Raw genomic sequence first — 16106 nt, 5'->3', positions numbered from 1 at the left:
TCGCACTCGGGGAGAGAAGCGCATGTCGCGCACACGCTCAGTCGCCGGCTCCGGCCAGGGCATCCACCGTCGTTCCGTCCTCGCCGCCACCGGAGCGGTCGCCCTGTCCGCGGGCGCCGGCTACGCCCTGCGGCCCAGCGACAGCCAGGCGGCCACGGCCAAGGAGAGCACGAAGGCCGCCGTGGCCGCCTCCTCGCGCCAGGCACCGGCCGCGCCGCTCGCCCCCTACACCAAGGGCACGACCGTGGCGTCCGTCGCCACCCCGCGCGCCGGCTCCGGATACCGGCGCCTGGGCGACGGACCCGGCTGGCAGCGGGTCGTGCGCTCCGAGCTGGCCGCGCCCAAGTCCGGCCGCGCCGGGCGCCGTACCGCGCTGGCGGCGTTCGTGCAGCTCACCGACCTGCACATCATCGACGCCCAGCACCCGCTGCGCCTGGAGTACCTGCGCTCGTCCGACGTGCACGCCTGGCGGCCGCACGAGGCGCTGACCGTGCAGGGCGCGATCGCCCTGGTGGAGCGGATCAACGCGCTGCGCGGTGCCCCCGTCACCGGCGCCCCGCTGCACTTCGCCATGACCACCGGCGACAACACGGACAACAACGCCAAGTCCGAGCTGGAGTGGTTCCTGAAGATCATGAGCGGCGGGCGCATCACGCCCAACACCGGCGACCCGCGCCAGTACGAGGGCGTCCAGAACAGCGGCCTCAAGCTCTACTGGCAGCCGGACGCGTCGGTCCGCGACACCGACAAGCAGGCCGGCTTCCCGCACCTCGACGGCTTCCTCAAGGCGGCCATCCGCGAGGTGCAGAGCCCCGGCCTCAACCTGCCCTGGTACTCCACCGTCGGCAACCACGACTCCCTGCCGATGGGCTGCTACGCCTCGCACGGCGACTCCTACCTCACCGAACTCGCCGTCGGCGGCAAGAAGCTGATGAACGTGTCGGCGGCCGAGGCGCAGCGGCTCCAGACCCTCATCAAGAAGGCCCGGGACCCCGAGGGCGTCCGCTACCACGACTTCCTCAAGTCCCACGCCCGCGCCATGCGCTCGGTCACCCCCGACGAGAGCCGCGCCCCCTTCACGCCCACCGACTACATCAAGGCGCACCTGGACCCGGCCTACCGCGGCATCGGCCCGGCCGGTCACGGCTACTCCTCGGCCAACCTGGACGCGGGCACCCAGTACTACGCCTTCCGCATCTCCGACGACGTCATCGGCATCAGCCTGGACACCACCGACGCCGGCGGCCACTACGAGGGCTCCCTCGGCGCGGGCCAGCTGAAGTGGCTGGACCGGACCCTGCGGGAGAACAAGGACTCCTACGCGGTGATCTTCAGTCACCACACCAGCAAGACGATGACGAACACCCGCCGCGACCCGGCCCGCCCCTACGAGCGCCGGCACACCGGCCAGGAGGTGCTCGCCCTGCTCGGCGGCCACCGCAACGTGCTCGCGTGGGTGAACGGCCACATCCACAAGAACGTCATCACCCCGCACGCGACGTCCGCCGGCGGTTCCTTCTGGGAGATCTCCACCGCCTCCCACGTCGACTACCCCCAGCTGGCCCGGGTGATCGAGCTGACCGACAACAAGGACGGCACGATCTCCCTGTTCACCACGCTGGTGGAGTCCTCCGCCCCGCACCGCACGGACTTCTCCGACCTGTCCCAGACCGGCCTCGCGGCCCTCTACCGCGAACTGTCCCTCAACGCCCCGGGCGCGAGCACGACCCTCGGCGGCGACCCGGAGGACCGCAACACCGAACTGGTCCTCAAGAAGGGCTGAAACCCGCTCAACCCGCCCGGGCCGGTCAACCCGCCCCGGGCGGCCGGGGTCCCTCGGCACATGAAGAGACGCGTACGGACGACGACCCTGACGGCGGCGACGGCGGCGGCCCTGTCGGCGGCCCTGGTGACGCCCGCACTGGCGGCGGTTCCGGCCGCAGCGCACGGCGGCCACGACGCGACCCGGCGGGCGGTGCGGGCCGCGGTCGCGGACGGTGTGCCGGGCGCGACGGTGACCGTGCGGCGGGGCCACGGTACCTGGGCGGCCACGGCGGGCGTGGGCGACCTGAGGACGGGCGAGCCGCGTTCGGTGCGGGACCACTACCGGGTCGCCAGCATCTCCAAGACGTTCGTGGCCACGGTCGTGCTGCAACTGGAAGCCGAGGGGCGGCTCTCCCTCGACGACACGGTGGAGGAGTGGCTGCCGGGCGTGGTCCGGGGCAACGGCCACGACGGCCGCCGGATCACCCTGCGCCAGCTCCTGGACCACACCAGCGGCATCTTCGACTACCTGGAGGACCGTGGCTTCCAGCAGACGTACATGACCGCGGACGGCTTCCTGAAACACCGCTTCGACGAGGCGACCCCCGAGGACCTGCTCGCCATCGCCCTGCGCAACGAGCCGTACTTCGAGCCGGGCGCGTCCTGGGAGTACTCCAACACGAACTACGTCCTGGCCGCCCGGGTGATCGAGAAGGCCACCGGCCACGCCTACGGCGACGAGATCAAGCGCCGGATCATCGACCCTCTGCACCTGACCTCCACCTCGGTCCCCGGCAACCGGACCACCCTGCCCGAGCCCAGCAGCCGCGCCTACTCCAAGCTGGCCAGGACGGCGACCGGCCCGACGTACGACGTCACCGAGCTGAACCCGCGGCTGGCCTACGGCTCGGGCGAGATGGTCTCGGACTCGGCCGACGTGACCCGCTTCTACTCGGCCCTCCTGCGCGGGCGGCTGCTCCCGCCCGAACAGCTGAAGAAGATGAAGACCACGGTCGACGCCACCCGCACCTACCGCTACGGCCTCGGTCTCGCCGACGTCGAGCTCAGCTGCGGCGTCCACGTCTGGGGCCACGCCGGAGGCATCACCGGCTCGAACTCCATGGCGGTGACGACCGAGGACGGCCGGCACTCCCTGGCCGTCAACTTCAACGGCGACTGGTCGGGGAACACCGGCGCGGTCCTCGAGGCGGAGTTCTGCGGCAGATAGGTCCCGCCGTCGAGGAGGGGCCGCCGGCAGCACCCGGCGGCCCCTCCTCCCCCCTCCTGGCCCTGCCCCGGTCCGTCACTACCGGGGCAGGACCACGACGTACGCGGCCGGTTCGCGGTCGGCCGCCGCCATCAACGCCGTGCGCACCACCGTCGCCTGCTGCTCCAGCGAGTCGCGGAGCTTCCTCGGCGTGATGTGGACGACCGTGATGCCGAGCCGCTCCAGGTGCTCGCGCTTGCGGGCGTACTCCGACCACAGCGCGTCGTCGTCCTGCCGGGGCGCCCGCGTGTCCAGCTCCACCGCCACCGCCTGGTCGGGCCAGTACGCGTCCAGACCGCCGAGGTAGGGGCCGCCGGGCAGGCGCAGGTCGACGTTCCAGACCGGGTCGGGCAGGCCGTACTCGCGGACCATCCGGTACAGGCGGTCCTCGGCGATCGCCCGGCCCTCGGCCAGCAGGGACTCCACCGCGTCCACCACGTGCGGCCGGCTCAGCAGCCGCGCCTGGTTCAGTTCGCGGACCACCGCCGTCGCGTCGCAGTGGGCGCCGCGCACCGCCTCCGTCATCAGGCGGCGCACGACGTCGGCGTCCGAGAGGCCCGCCACCGCGTCGGCCAGCGCGCGGGCGACCGGTGCCACCGGCAGGCCGGTGACCTGCTCGGGGGCGGGCAGCGCGGCACCGCGGACGATCCGCGCGCAGCCCGCCGAGCGCAGCCGCCGCATGCGCGGCACCAGGACGTCGATGGCGTCCAGGGAGGGCAGCGGGGGAGTGGAGGAGAAGCCGTGCAGCGTCAGCGCCGCCAGGCCCGTGATCATCGCCTCCGGGCGGGCGGGGGCGGACGGCCGGCCCGCGCCCGGCTGGGCGGGCACGCCGCCGCGCTCCCGCGCCGCGTACATCAGCACCGCGTGCAGCCGCTCCTCGCTGGTCGGCGGGCCCGGGTGGAGCAGGACCACGCCCGGCAGGAGCTGCTGCCAGGGCCCGCCGGGGCGGCACTGCTCGTTCGTCTCGGCCGTCGACACACCGTGCGAGCGGAGCTGGGCCGTCGTCATCACGCGGGGGCGGCCACGGCCGGACAGGGCGTGCGGCGGGCGGGGGGAGAGCGGGGTGTTGTGGGTCATGCTCCGCAATTTCCCGTGCCCGGACCGCCCTTGAACCGCTGTTACAGCCCCGTCGACAAATACGGACAACCCAGTCCTAAAGGACGGATGTTCGGATGCCGAAAGTCCCTGGTCCGTTCGGGTCCGGACCAGGGGTTACGGCTCGCGGCGCACACGTCTTGTAACGAAGGCGGAACGCCGGATCTTAGGCCAAAGCTACTGGTCAACGGCCTCGTCGCACGCCTGTCCACGCAACGCCCGTGCCAGGTCGTCCCGGGCCTCCAGCACCAGCCGGCGCAGCGCCGGGGCGGCCTCCCGGTGGGCCTCCAGCCAGGCGTCCGTGGCCTCCAGTGTCTCCCGGGACTGCTGGAGCGACGGGAACAGGCCCTGCACCACGTGCATCGCGATCTGGATCGACCGCTCGGACCACACCCGCTCGATCACCGCGAAGTACTTCTCCGCGTACGGCGCGAGCAGCTCCCGCTGCGAGCCCTGGGAGAAGCCCGCGATGGTCGCCTCCACCATGGCGTTGGACAGCGCGTCCGACTCCACGACCTGCGCCCACGCCTGCGCCTTGACCGCCTCCGACGGGCGGGCGGCCAGACAGCGCACCTGGTGGCGCCTGCCGGAGGCCGTGTCGTCCCGGGCCAGCTCCTCGGCCAGCGCCTTCTCGTCCACGCTCCCGTGCGCGGCCAGCGGCTCCAGGAACACCCACCGCAGCTCCTGGTCCAGCTCCAGGCCCTCGACCGTCGCCGTGCCCTGAAGCAGGTCCCGCAGCAGCGCGAAGTCGGCCTCGGTGGTGGCCGTCCGGGCGAAGAAGCGCGCCCAGGCCAGCTGGTGCTCGCTGCCGGGCTCGGCCGCGTACAGCTCGCGCCGCGCGCCCTCGGCGAGCAGCCCGGCGGCGGCCTCGCGCCGGGCGGGCGCCGCGTAGTGCGTGACCGCCGACTCCGCCCACGCGTGCAGCATCTGCACCACGCCGATCCCGGACTCGCGCCCCGCGAAGCGCAGCACCAGCTCAACGAAGTCCCGCGCCGGGAGCAGCGCGTCCCGCGTCATGTTCCACAGCGCCGACCAGCACAGGGCGCGGGCGAGCGGGTCGGTGACCGACCCCAGGTGCTCGCGCAGGGTGGCCAGCGACGTCGCGTCGAAGCGGATCTTGCAGTAGGTCAGGTCGTCGTCGTTGACCAGGACGAGGTCCGGGGCGTCCGCGCCGGCCAGGTCGGCGACGACCGTGCGCGCGCCCTCGATGTCGGTCTCCACGCGCGCGTACCGCTCGACCGCCCCGCCGTCCGTCACCCGGTACAGGCCCACCGCCACCCGGTGCGGGCGCAGTTCCGGATGCGACTCGGCCGCCTCCTGCACCACCGCCAGCTCCTCGACGCGGCCGTCCGAGTCCAGCAGCACCTGCGGCGTCAGCGAGTTCACCCCCGCCGTCTGCAGCCAGGACCGCGACCAGGCGCCCATGTCCCGGCCGCTGGTCTCCTCCAGCACCGACAGCAGGTCACCGAGGCGCGTGTTGCCGTACGCGTGCCGCTTGAAGTAGCGCCGGGCGCCCTCCAGGAACGCGTCCTCGCCGACGTACGCCACGAGCTGCTTCAGCACCGACGCGCCCTTGGCGTACGTGATGCCGTCGAAGTTCAGCTTGGCGTCCTGCAGGTCGCGGATGTCCGCCGTGATCGGGTGAGTGGAGGGCAGCTGGTCCGCGCGGTACGCCCACGCCTTGCGGCGGTTGGCGAAGGTGACCCAGCCGTTCTCGAAGCGGGTCGCGCCGACCAGCGAGAACTCGCCCATGAAGTCCGCGAACGACTCCTTCAGCCACAGGTCGTCCCACCACTCCATGGTGACCAGGTCGCCGAACCACATGTGCGCCATCTCGTGCAGCACCACGTTGGCCCGGCCCTCGTAGGACGCCTGCGTCACCTTGCCCCGGAAGATGAACTCCTCCCGGAACGTCACCAGACCCGGGTTCTCCATCGCGCCCAGGTTGTACTCGGGCACGAACGCCTGGTCGTACTTGCCGAACGGGTACGGGTAGTCGAAGTGGTCGTGGAAGAAGTCCAGGCCCTGCTTGGTGACCAGGAAGACGTCGTCGGCGTCGAAGTGGGGCGCGAGGCCCTTGCGGCACAGGGCGCCGAGGGGGATCTCCAGGCGTGTACCGTCCTCGAAGGTGCGCTCGTAGGTGTCTGTCACGTAGTGGTACGGCCCGGCCACCACGCACGTGATGTACGTCGAGATCGGCTTGGTCTCGGCGAACCGCCACACCCCGTCCGTCTGCTCGCCCGCCCCGTTGCTCCACACCGTCCAGCCCTCCGGGGCCCGCACCTCGAAGCGGTACGGGGCCTTCAGGTCGGGCTGCTCGAAGTTGGCGAAGACGCGGCGCGAGTCGGCCGGCTCGTACTGCGTGTACAGGTACACCTCGCCGTCCTCCGGGTCGACGAAGCGGTGCAGGCCCTCACCGGTCCGGGAGTAGGCGCACTGGGCGTCGACCACCAGCTCGTTGTCCGCGGCGAGGTCCTCCAGCGTGATCCGGGAGCCGTCGAAGACCTCACCGGGGTCCAGATCACGGCCGTTGAGTGAGACGGCCGTCACACTCGGCGCGATGAGGTCGGCGAAGCTGCTCGCACCGGGCTCGTTGCAGCGGAACCGGATCGTCGTGACCGAGCGGAACGTGCGGGGCCCGTCGCCCGCGTCCTCACCGACCGCGGACCGCAGGTCGAGGGACACCTCGTACCCGTCGACGCGCAGCAGGGCGGCCCGCTCCCGGGCCTCGTCGCGGGACAGATTCTCACCGGGCACGGGCGGCACTCCTCAAGCGTCGTGGGATACGGCTGAACAGCACCGATCCTGCCACGTGCCCCTGACGCCGGGCAGCCGGGAATGACGGCGGCGAACCGCGGTGTTCCCGGAGAAACGGTTCCCTCATGAGGAGAGACATGTCGGACAAGACCCCCGTCGACTTCTGGTTCGACCCGCTGTGCCCCTGGGCGTGGATGACCTCCCGTTGGGTGCTGGAGGTGGAGAAGGTCAGGGACATCCAGGTCCGCTGGCACGTCATGAGCCTCGCCGTCCTCAACGAGGACAAGCTCGACGAACTGCCCGAGGAGTACCGCGAGCTGCTTCAGACCAAGGCGTGGGGTCCCGTCCGGGTCGTCATAGCCGCGCAGCAGGAGCACGGCGCCGAGGTGCTCGGCGACCTCTACACCGCGCTCGGCACCCGCATCCACAACCAGGGCGAGGGCCCCGGCAAGGAGACGGTCGCCGCCGCCCTGAAGGACGCCGGCCTGCCCGAGTCGCTCATGGAGCACTGGGACGGCACCCGCTACGAGCCCGAGCTGCGCGCCTCCCACAAGGAGGGCATCGACCTGGTCGGCCAGGAGGTCGGCACCCCGGTCATCGCCGTGCCCGGCGCCGACGGAGAGCAGCTCGCCTTCTTCGGCCCGGTCGTCACCCCGGCCCCCAAGGGCGAGGAGGCCGCCCGCCTCTGGGACGGCACCCTCGCCGTGGCCTCGGTGCCGGGCTTCTACGAGATCAAGCGCACCCGTACCAAGGGCCCGGACTTCTCCAACCTGTAGGACTCACTCGGCGGGGGCGGGCTGGATCTTCAGTTCCTCCGGGAGCAGGCCGTCCTCGCCGCGGTTGAGGTAACGCTGGTACCACCGGCAGCCGACAGCGGTGCAGCGCCAGTAGTCGTCCACGAAGTGACCGTCCCCCTTCTCCGCCCGGACGGCCGCCCGCTCGGCGGCGTTGAAGATCCGGAACTCCTGCATGGTGCCGCAGGTCCGGCACGCCCGGCTCACCGTCATCAGCCCCTCCTCGCCATCACCGCCAGGTCCGGGAAGTCGGTTACGACCGCATCGACCCCCATGCGGTAGTACAGCGCGTATTCGGCGAACGCGTCCCCGAAATCGTTCGGTCCGGTTCCCCGCCGCAGGTCGGCCGGCAGGAACTGGTTCTCCGCGCGGAACGTGTACGGCCCGATCCGCAGTCCCGCCGCGTGCGCGTCCGCGACGAGGGACGTGCCGACGAGCGACGACTTGTCCGGCCCGATCCAGTCCGCGTACGCCGCGATGTCCGCGAGGCCCGCCGGGGTCGCCATCTCCTCGTAGGTCGTCCCGGGCAGGTCGTACGGCCCGCCCGTCGTCCCCAGCGCCTGCCACAGCGGCACGCCCAGCCCCGCCGCGGCGATCCGCTTCAGGCTCGTCGGCTCGAAGGACTGCACGACGCACTCGCGCCGCCCGAGCCGGTTGCGGCGGATCGCGGACGCCAGCTTCGGCTCCAACGGCAGGCCGATCGACCGGAAGTACGTGGGGTGCTTGGTCTCCGGGAAGACGGCGATCGTCCGGCCGTACGTCCGCGACAGCCGCCGCGCCAGGTCCACGACTTCCTGGAAGGTCATGACCTCCTCGCGGCCGTCGAAGACGGTGTTGTGATTGCGGACCTGCGGCAGCCGCTCCACCGCCCGCAGCGTCTTCAGCTCGGCGAGCGTGAAGTCCTCCGTGAACCACCCGGTCACGGACCGGCCGTCGACCGTCTTCGTCGTACGGCGGTCCGCGAACTCCGGCCGGCGGGCCACGTCGGTCGTCTGGGAGATCTCGTTCTCGTGCCGCACCACCAGCACGTGGTCTTTCGTCGGCACCAGGTCCGGTTCGATCCAGTCGGCGCCCGTCTGCACGGCGTACCTGTACGAGGCGGCCGTGTGCTCCGGCCGCCGGCCGGCCGCGCCGCGGTGGCCGATGACGACCGGGCCGCGCGTGCGGGGTTCGGCCACCGCCGGGGCCGCCGTCGCCGCCGTGGCCGTTCCCGCGGCCGCCGCGAGCAGGAGGGATCTCCGTCCGAGCCGCATGCGACTCCCCTTCGTCGAAGACAGGTTCACGAACGCGCCCGGTCCCGCGCCTGGGCCAGCCGGGTCAGGTGCTCCTCGTAGCCCCGCGTGTAGGACGCGGCCCGGCCCGGGTCCGGCTCGACGACCGCCGTCGGCTTCGTCCACGCCTTCGTGTCCAGCCCGACCCCGTATCGCTCGGCCGCCGCCAGCACCGCGCCCCGCGCGCCCACCTCGCCCTCGACGACCCGCAGGGGCCGCCCGAGCACGTCGGCCAGCAGCCGCATCCAGGCGGGGCTGCGGGTGCCGCCGCCGCACACCGCCAGGTCCCCGGTCAGCCCCGCCGCCTCAAGGCAGTGCCGGGCGGCGTACCCGATGCCCTCGCAGGTGGCGCGGACCAGATCGCCCCGGGTCGACTCCAGGGAGACGCCGGTGAGTTCGGCGCGCAGCCGGGGCTCGACGAAGGGGGCCCGTTCGCCGGAGGGCGCGAAGTACGGCAGGACGCGGACGCCGTTCGCGCCCGGCGGGGTCCCGGCCAGCAGGCCGTCCACCTCGTCGTGCCGTACACCCGTCGTGGACAGCACCCAGTCCAGCGCGGCCGTGCCGACCATCGCGGGCATGGCGCGCAGCCAGTACCCGGGCCGGTCGGTGGAGATGTACAGGCCCGCCGGCTCGCCGGTCAGGTCCAGTTCGGTCGTGGCGACCAGGCTGGCCAGACAGGTCCCGACGATCAGCAGACCGTCGCCCGGGGACGTCACCCCGGCGCCCAGCGCGCAGGCCGGCAGGTCGTAGGGGCCGTTGGCGATCCGGGTGCCGGACGGTAGGCCCTCGCCGCGCGCCCCGGCCGTCGCGACCGGGGCGCTGACGGGGGCGAGCAGGCCCCGCCGGTGGGTGAGGCCCAGCAGCTCGACGACCCGGTTGTCGTACGTCCGCGTCCGCGGGTCCAGGAACGGCATCGACGCGTCCGAGACATCCGTCGTCGGACCGGCTCCGGTCAGCCGGTGGAACACCACGTCCTTGCAGTACAGGGCGGCCTGCGCGGCGTCCAGCGCCTTCGGTTCGCGGCTGTCCAGCCAGGCCAGCAGCGGGCCGGGGCAGCCCGGGAACATCGCGCTGCCGGTCCGCCGGAACACCGTCTCGAAGGTGCCGTCCGCCAGCCACCGGTCGACCAGTTCGTGCGCCCGCCCGTCCATCCAGGAGGCGGCGGGGCGCACCGGCCGGCCCTCGCCGTCCACCAGCCACACCCCGTCGCCCTGCCCGGTGAGCCCCGCGAGCTCCACCGGTTCCGCCACGGCGGAGGTCAGCGCCTCGAGCACCGCGACGACCGCCCCGTACACCTCCTCCATGTCCTGCTCGACGAACCCGCCGTGCAGCTTCAGGCCCACCGGGCGGGACTCCACGGCCAGTTGCCGGCCCGTGCCGTCGAAGGCCGCCGCCTTGACCATGGACGTGCCCACATCGATACCGACGTACATGCGGCTCTCCTCCGGGTCCTCAGGTCAGACAGTGCGCGAGCGGCTCTCCCCGCACCCAGCGGCCCACCTCTTCGGCGGCGATCCGCGCCGCCTTCTCCGCGACCGCGCGGGACGCGCCGCCCAAGTGGGGCGTGAGCACGACGCGTTCGGCGAACCCCCGCAGCCGGGACTCCTCCGGCAGCGGCTCCCGCTCGTACGTGTCGAGCGCCGCCGCCGACACCCGACCGCTCTCCAGCGCGTCGCACAGCGCGTCCTCGTCCAGCAGCGGGCCCCGGGCCACGTTCACCACCACCGCGCCGCGCGGCAGCAGCGCCAGCTCCCGGGCGCCGATCAGGCCCCGGGTCTCGGGGGTGAGCCGGGCGTGCAGGGTGATCACCTGGGAGCGGCGCAGGAGTTCGTCGAGCGAGCTCACCCGCAGCCCGTGGATCTCGCCGTGCACATAGGGGTCGTGGACCATCACCCGCGCCCCGAACGCGCACAGCACGCGCGCGACCCGGCTGCCGACAGCCCCGTAGCCGACCAGGCCGACGGGCAGGTCCTCCAGTTCCAGGCCGCTGCGCTCGTACGTGTAGTACGTCGCGCCCTCCCAGCTGCCGTGCCGGGCGAGCGGCTCGTGGGCTTGGGGGATGCGGCGCAGGGCGGCCAGCATCAGGCCGAGGGTGAACTCGGCGGTGGCGGCGGCGTTGCGGCCCGGCGCGAAGCACACCCGCACGTCCCGCCGTTTCGCCGCGTCCAGGTTGACGTTCACCGGCCCGCCCCGGCACACCACGACCAGTTTCAGGTCCGGGCAGGCGGCCAGCACCTTCTCGGTGACCGGCCCCATCTGCGTGACCAGCACCTCCGCCCCGGCCAGCGCCTCGATCATCTCGTCCTCGGCGTCACTGGCCTCCTGCACCTCGGCGACCGGCCCGAACGGCTCCAGCGGCCAGCCGAGTCGCAGCTCACCGACCTGCGCCTGTGCCACCTCGTGCCGCACCGCCCGTGTGATCAGGGACGGCAGGACGAAGTGGTCACCGGCGGCCACGACACGCACGCTGTTTCCGGCAGTCATCGCAGGGAGTCTCCTGTCTCGGCGTCGAAGACGTGGGTGTGCTGTGGGTCGGCGGCGACCTCGACCCGGTCGTCGTGGGCGAGCCGGACCTCGGGGTCGGTGAGGACGACCAGATGCCGTTCGACCCCGTCCAGGGCGAGGGTCGCCAGGCCCGACTCCAGGAGGGGTTCGTGGGCCACGACCCGGGCGGGCAGCCCGCCTTCGGCGGTGAGCCGGACGTCCTCCGGGCGGATGCCGACCACCACCTCACGGCCCCGGTCCACCGGCACGGGCAGCGCGACGCGGACCGCGGGGGAGAGGCGGGCGTGGCCGTCGCCGTCGGCGATGCCGGGCAGCAGCGTGATCGCGGGCTCGCCGACGAAGTCCGCGACGAAGACGTTGGCCGGGCTGTCGTAGATCTCGTAGGGGGTGCCGAGCTGCTGGATGACGCCGTCCTTCATGACGGCGATCCGGTCGGCGAGGGAGAGGGCCTCCTCCTGGTCGTGGGTGACCAGGATGGTGGTGTGGCCGAGGTCCTTCTGGATGCGCTTGAGTTCGCGTCGGGTGGTGTCGCGCTGGGCCGCGTCCAGGTGCGAGAGGGGCTCGTCGAGGAGCAGCACGTCCGGTTCGCGGATCAGGGCCCGGGCCAGGGAGACGCGCTGTTTCTGGCCGCTGGACAGCCCGGCCGGGCGGGCGTCGAGGAGGCCGGTCAGGCCGACCCGCTCGGCGATCTCCTTCACCTTGCGGTCGACGTCACCGCGGGCCGCCTTCCGCCGGGCCTTCAGCCCGAACGCCAGGTTCTCCGCGACGGACAGCGGCGGGTACAGCGCGTAGTTCTCGAACGCGACCCCGATGTTGCGCTGCTGCGCGGGCCGTTCCACCACCGACACCCCGCCGACCAGGATGTCCCCGCCGGTGACGGACTCCAGCCCGGCGATCATGCGCAGGGTCGTCGACTTGCCGCAGCCGGAGGGCCCGAGCAGCCCGAGCAGTTCCCCGGAGCGGAGGTTCAGGTCGATCCCGCGGACGGCGTCCACGGCGGGCCGCCCCCGCGACCTGTACGTCTTGCGCAGCTCACGTAGCTCCAGTCCCGTTCCGCTCGCCATGGCCGCCCTTCGTCGCGCAAACCTCGTAACGGACCTTGTGCTCGTCCAGATCCCGCAGTGCCTCCGCCGACGCCCCGTCGTCCACGAGGACCGTGTCGAAGCGGGACAGCGGGACGACCCGGTGCAGGGCGACCCGGCCGAGCTTGGTGTGGTCGATCAGCAGGACGTTCCGTGCCGCCGCGTCGAGCATCGCCCGCTTCACGGACACGATGTGCTGCTCCTGGTGGTACGCGTAACCCCCGTGCACGGCCGACGTCGACGCGAAGCACACGTCCACCCGCAGCTCGCTCGACCGCCTCCACGCAGGACACCCCGAGGAACGAGGAGTGCAGCGGGTCGTAGTCGCCGCCCAGGGCCATCAGATGGATGCCCCGCTGGTCGGCCAGGAGGTTGATCGCCTCCAGGAAGTTGGTGACGACCGTCAGGGGCGTGACCTCGCCCGTGCGCAGCCGCCTGGCTATCTCCAGCGTGGACGTGGAGTCGTCCAGCAGGATCGCCATGCCGGGCTCGACCATCCGCACCGCCCGCTCGGCGACGGCGGCCTTCTCGGCCCGCATGGTCTTCAGCCGGTACTGCACGTTCGACTCGAAGACCCCCGACGGCTGCGCGGTCACCCCGCCGCGGAACTTCCGTACGATGCCCTGCCGTTCGAGCTCGTCGAGGTCTCGGTGGATGGTCATCAGGCTCACCCCGAACCGCTCGGCCAGCTCCGCCGCCGTCGCCGAGCCGTCGGCCAGCACCTGCTCGGCCATGGCCGCCTGCCGCGCCGCCGGCCCCTGCTGTCCACCACTGCTGCTGCTCATGGCTGTGTCTCTATCCGTCGTCCCGGTCGTTCCGGCCGGTCGGCCTCGAACAGCAGCAGGTTCTCAGGCCGGACCACGAGCCGCACCGGATCGTCCGGACGAAGGCGCGCCGCGTCCGCCCGGGGGGCCACCAGCGACACCCGCTGCTCCCCGGTGCCGAGGCGGACGGTGACCTCGACGGACCGGCCGAGCACCTCGGTGACGTACACGGTCCCGGTCAGCTCGTGGCCCTCGCCGCCGTGCAGGGCGATGTCCCGGGGGCGCAGGCCGACCAGGACGTCCGTGCCCGGAGCGGCCTGGGCCCGGACCGGCAGTTCGACCCCGCCGCCGCACCGCACCCCGCTGTCGGTGACGACCCCCGTCAGCAGGTTGATCCGGGGCCGGCCGAAGGCCCGCGCGACCTCCGTGTCGTGGGGCCGGTACCAGATCTCCTCCCGCGTGCCCGTCTGCACGATCCGCCCCTGCCGGATCACCCCGATCCGGTCGCCGAGCGCCAGCGCCTCCACCGAGTCGTGGGTGACGTACAGGGTGGTGGTGTGCTGCACGGCCCCGATGGCCTTCAGCTCGGCCCGCATCTGCTGGCGGAGCTTGGCGTCGAGGTGGGAGAGCGGCTCGTCGAGCAGGAAGGCCCGGGCGGGGCGGACCAGCACCCGGCCGAGGGCGACGCGCTGCCGCTGCCCGTTCGACAGCTGCCCGACGGGCCGGTCCAGCAGCCCCGATATCCCGAGCAGTTCGGCGATCGCGCCGATGCGCTGCCGGGCCTGGTCGGCGGGCAGCCGGTGCCGGGGCGAGCGTAGCGGCGAGGCGAGGTTGTCGTAGGCCGAGCGGTGCGGGTAGAGGGCGTAGCTCTCGAAGCACATCGCCACGCCCCGGTCGTAGGGCTCGACGCCCCGCATGTCCTCGCCGTCGAGCACGACCGTGCCGGAGTCGGGCTGTTCGAGTCCGGCGACGGTCTTCAGGGTGGTGGTCTTGCCCGCGCCGGACGGGCCGAGCAGGCAGAAGAACTCGCCTTCCCGTACGTCGAGTTCCAGCTCGTCGAGCGCGACGGTCTTGCCGTACGCCTTCCGGATCCCGCTCAGCCGGATCATGACTTCACCGCCCCGAACGACAGGCCCCGCACCAGGTACCGCTGGATCGTCAGCGCCAGCAGCAGCGGCGGGACGACGGACACCAGCGCGGCGGCGGCCGTCAGGTTGTACTTGGGCCGGTCCCCGCCGAGGAAGGACAGCGCGCCCACGGTCACCGTCTGGGCCTCGTTGGAGGTGAGGATCAGCGGGAAGACGAAGTTGTTCCAGGCGAAGATGAACGCCAGCAGCGACACGGCCGCGATGCCCGGCTTGACCAGCGGCAGGGCCACCTTGAAGAACGCCTGCTTGCGGGTGTAGCCGTCCAGCAGGGCCGCCTGCTCCAGCTCGGGGGTGAGGTCGGCGAAGTAGGACCGCATGATCCACACGATCAGCGGCAGCGTCACCAGTTGCAGCACCCACACCATGCCGACGTACGTGTCGAACAGACCGAGCTTCTGGTACAGCACGAACAGCGGGATGATCACGGTCAGTTCGGGCGCGAAGCGGAACGACAGCAGCGTGAACATCAGGTTCTCCGAGCCCTTGAACCGCCACCGGGCCGAGGCGTACGCCGCCGGCAGCCCGACCACCAGCGACAGCGCGACCGCCCCCACCGACACCACCAGGCTGTTGACGAAGAACCGCACGAACGGGATGCCCTCGCTGTCACCGAGGACCGTCCGGTAGCCGTCGAGGGTGGGGGAGAAGGAGAAGTAGGTGGAGAACAACTGGTCCGCCGGCTTCAGCGACAGGATCACCATCCAGGCGATCGGGAACAGCGCGAAGACGAAGTAGAGGACGAGCGCGGCGTCCGCCAGCCGGCTCAGCAGGCGTTTCCTCACGTGGTCACCTCCGCGGCCTTCCGCTGGATCTTGCCCAGGTGCTTCACCAGGACCATCGCGGCCAGGTACACCACGGCCCACAGCACGATCGTGTAGGAGATCCCGAACGAGTACCGCTGGAAGCGGATCGCCTCCAGGTACGCCCGGATCTGGAGCACGACGGTCGAGTCGCCCGGCCCTCCCTCGGTGAGGGCGTAGATGATGTCGAACACCTTCAGCGAGTCCATGAACCGGAAGATCACCGCGACCAGCACGTACGGCCACAGCATCGGCAGGGTCAGCCGCCGGAACGTGTACCACCACCCCGCGCCGTCCACGGCCGCCGCCTCGAACGGGGAGGCGGGCAGCGACCGCAGACCGGCCAGGGCGAGGATCGCCACGAACGGGGTGTACACCCACACGTCCACGGCGATCGACGACAGCAGCGCGCCCGTCGGGGTGTCGGTCCACTGCACCCCGCCCAGACCGAACGGCCTGAGCAGGTAGTTCACGACCCCCACCGACGGCTGGAGCATCAGCTTCCAGATGATCGCCGCGATCACCGGCGCGATCATCAGCGGCAGGATCAGGATCTTCTCCAGGACCCGTCCGACGAGCGTCGAGCGGTGCAGCAGCAGGGCGACGGCCACGCCGAGCACGGTCTCGGCGAGCGCCGCCCCGACCGCGTAAAGCACGGTCACCCACGCCGAGTTCCAGAACGCCTCCTGCGTGAAGACGGCTCTGTAGTTCTCGAACCGCACCATGTCCGGCTGCGGTTTGCTCGCCGAGAAGTCGAACAGCGTGTAGTACAGCCCGAGCCCGAAGGGGTACAGGATCCCGCAGGTGAGCAGCAGGGCCGGGACGATGAGGAGGTACGGTCGCAGCGCGAGCCGCATGG

13 protein-coding genes and 1 pseudogene are annotated in these 16106 nt (G+C 72.0%); 3 read left to right on the top strand and 11 right to left on the bottom strand.

Annotated features, from left to right (window positions below):
* Positions 1 to 22 precede the first annotated feature (22 nt).
* Both C1703_RS13220 and C1703_RS13215 read left to right on the top strand, forming a co-directional pair.
* The gene (locus tag C1703_RS13220; protein WP_114252562.1) at positions 23 to 1783 is read left to right on the top strand and encodes a TIGR03767 family metallophosphoesterase; all 1761 of its coding nucleotides are present in this window, start codon (positions 23 to 25) and stop codon (positions 1781 to 1783) included.
* A 60-nt stretch (positions 1784 to 1843) separates the two neighbouring features.
* The gene (locus C1703_RS13215) at positions 1844 to 2992 is read left to right on the top strand and encodes a serine hydrolase domain-containing protein (protein ID WP_114252560.1); all 1149 of its coding nucleotides are present in this window, start codon (positions 1844 to 1846) and stop codon (positions 2990 to 2992) included.
* A 78-nt stretch (positions 2993 to 3070) separates the two neighbouring features.
* On the opposite strand, the gene C1703_RS13210 is transcribed toward C1703_RS13215, so the two are convergent.
* On the bottom strand, positions 3071 to 4108 hold the full coding sequence (locus tag C1703_RS13210) for a hypothetical protein (protein ID WP_198678159.1): 1038 nt from the start codon (positions 4106 to 4108) through the stop codon (positions 3071 to 3073).
* Between the two features lie 195 nt (positions 4109 to 4303).
* Complete coding sequence (gene pepN / locus C1703_RS13205; RefSeq protein WP_114252556.1) at positions 4304 to 6883, bottom strand: aminopeptidase N; 2580 nt, start codon at positions 6881 to 6883, stop codon at positions 4304 to 4306.
* 137 nt (positions 6884 to 7020) lie between these two features.
* Between pepN and C1703_RS13200 the strand changes: the two genes are divergently transcribed.
* Positions 7021 to 7659 carry a DsbA family protein gene (locus tag C1703_RS13200; RefSeq protein WP_198678158.1) on the top strand — a complete coding sequence of 213 codons (639 nt, stop codon included), beginning with the start codon at positions 7021 to 7023 and terminating at the stop codon, positions 7657 to 7659.
* Between the two features lie 3 nt (positions 7660 to 7662).
* Here the strand turns inward: C1703_RS13200 and C1703_RS13195 are convergent, their stop codons facing one another.
* From C1703_RS13195 to C1703_RS13155, 9 genes and pseudogenes are all read right to left on the bottom strand, one after another.
* Positions 7663 to 7890 carry a hypothetical protein gene (locus tag C1703_RS13195; RefSeq protein WP_114252551.1) on the bottom strand — a complete coding sequence of 76 codons (228 nt, stop codon included), beginning with the start codon at positions 7888 to 7890 and terminating at the stop codon, positions 7663 to 7665.
* The gene (locus C1703_RS13190; protein WP_114252549.1) at positions 7890 to 8930 is read right to left on the bottom strand and encodes a glycerophosphodiester phosphodiesterase family protein; all 1041 of its coding nucleotides are present in this window, start codon (positions 8928 to 8930) and stop codon (positions 7890 to 7892) included. The genes C1703_RS13195 and C1703_RS13190 overlap by 1 nt, the downstream gene beginning before the upstream one ends.
* A gap of 26 nt (positions 8931 to 8956) precedes the next feature.
* A complete protein-coding gene (locus C1703_RS13185; RefSeq protein ID WP_114252547.1) occupies positions 8957 to 10381 on the bottom strand; it encodes an FGGY-family carbohydrate kinase in 1425 nt (474 codons plus the stop codon).
* A 19-nt stretch (positions 10382 to 10400) separates the two neighbouring features.
* The gene (locus C1703_RS13180; protein WP_114252545.1) at positions 10401 to 11432 is read right to left on the bottom strand and encodes a 2-hydroxyacid dehydrogenase; all 1032 of its coding nucleotides are present in this window, start codon (positions 11430 to 11432) and stop codon (positions 10401 to 10403) included.
* Positions 11429 to 12517 (bottom strand): ABC transporter ATP-binding protein, encoded by a 1089-nt coding sequence (locus tag C1703_RS13175; protein WP_114252543.1) that lies wholly within the window; start codon positions 12515 to 12517, stop codon positions 11429 to 11431. Before C1703_RS13175 ends, C1703_RS13180 begins: the two co-directional genes overlap by 4 nt.
* Positions 12486 to 13320, bottom strand: a pseudogene (locus tag C1703_RS13170) (DeoR/GlpR family DNA-binding transcription regulator). Before C1703_RS13170 ends, C1703_RS13175 begins: the two are co-directional and overlap by 32 nt.
* On the bottom strand, positions 13317 to 14408 hold the full coding sequence (locus C1703_RS13165; protein ID WP_114252541.1) for an ABC transporter ATP-binding protein: 1092 nt from the start codon (positions 14406 to 14408) through the stop codon (positions 13317 to 13319). The pseudogene C1703_RS13170 and the gene C1703_RS13165 overlap by 4 nt, the downstream one beginning before the upstream one ends.
* Positions 14405 to 15229, bottom strand: coding sequence for a carbohydrate ABC transporter permease (locus tag C1703_RS13160; RefSeq protein WP_114252539.1), 825 nt, complete (start codon positions 15227 to 15229; stop codon positions 14405 to 14407). Before C1703_RS13160 ends, C1703_RS13165 begins: the two co-directional genes overlap by 4 nt.
* Positions 15226 to 16104, bottom strand: a complete 879-nt coding sequence (locus C1703_RS13155; protein WP_114252537.1) for a sugar ABC transporter permease — start codon at positions 16102 to 16104, stop codon at positions 15226 to 15228. Before C1703_RS13155 ends, C1703_RS13160 begins: the two co-directional genes overlap by 4 nt.
* Positions 16105 to 16106 lie beyond the last annotated feature (2 nt).

It is taken from the genome of Streptomyces sp. Go-475, assembly GCF_003330845.1.
In the GTDB taxonomy this organism is placed as follows: domain Bacteria; phylum Actinomycetota; class Actinomycetes; order Streptomycetales; family Streptomycetaceae; genus Streptomyces.
This window is presented reverse-complemented; position numbering and strand designations above follow the sequence as displayed.